Source organism: Polaromonas sp. P4_H1, from assembly GCF_056400945.1.
Genome location: NZ_JBFUKG010000117.1, coordinates 1 through 561 on the forward strand (window position 1 = coordinate 1; position 561 = coordinate 561).

Genomic DNA, 561 nt, shown 5'->3' on the forward strand with positions numbered 1-561 from the left:
CCGCAGCAGAAAGAAATGAAGCACTATGTATGATGTGATCGTCGTCGGCGGTGGATCTGCCGGCGCTGCCGTGGCTGCCAGGCTCTCCGAAAATCCCGCTACACGTGTGCTGCTGCTTGAAGCCGGGCTCGACTGGCGTGCGGCGGAGGCGCCGTGGGAAGTGACCACGGCGAACCCGATCCCGATCATTCACCAGCGCGAATTCCAGGAAAAGTGGCAGTGGCCGCAGCTGCATTCGCGTCGCGTTGCCGGGCAGGACCAGCGCTTCTACTGGCGCGGCAAGGGTCTTGGCGGCTCGTCGATGATGAACGGCCAGATTGCGATTCGCGGCGTCGCCGATGCGTTCGATGAATGGGCGTCGTTGGGATGCATCGGCTGGTCGGCGAAGGAGATCATGCCACTGTTCTCGGTGATCGAGGACGATCTGGACTTCGGCGACAAGCCCGGCCATGGCCGCGGCGGTCCGCTGCCGGTCTATCGCGCGCCGCCGGAGACATGGGGGCCGATCGACAAGGGCCTGCGCGATGCAGCGCTGGCCTCGGGCTATGCGTGGTGCGACGA

The 561-nt window shown here is 65.1% G+C and carries 1 protein-coding gene; it reads left to right on the top strand.

Annotated features, from left to right (window positions below; translation table 11 throughout):
- Nucleotides 1–25: 25 nt before the first annotated feature.
- Nucleotides 26–561 (top strand): GMC family oxidoreductase N-terminal domain-containing protein (locus AC1DS5_RS25425; protein ID WP_477721017.1); only part of this gene is annotated, 536 nt, incomplete at its 3' end.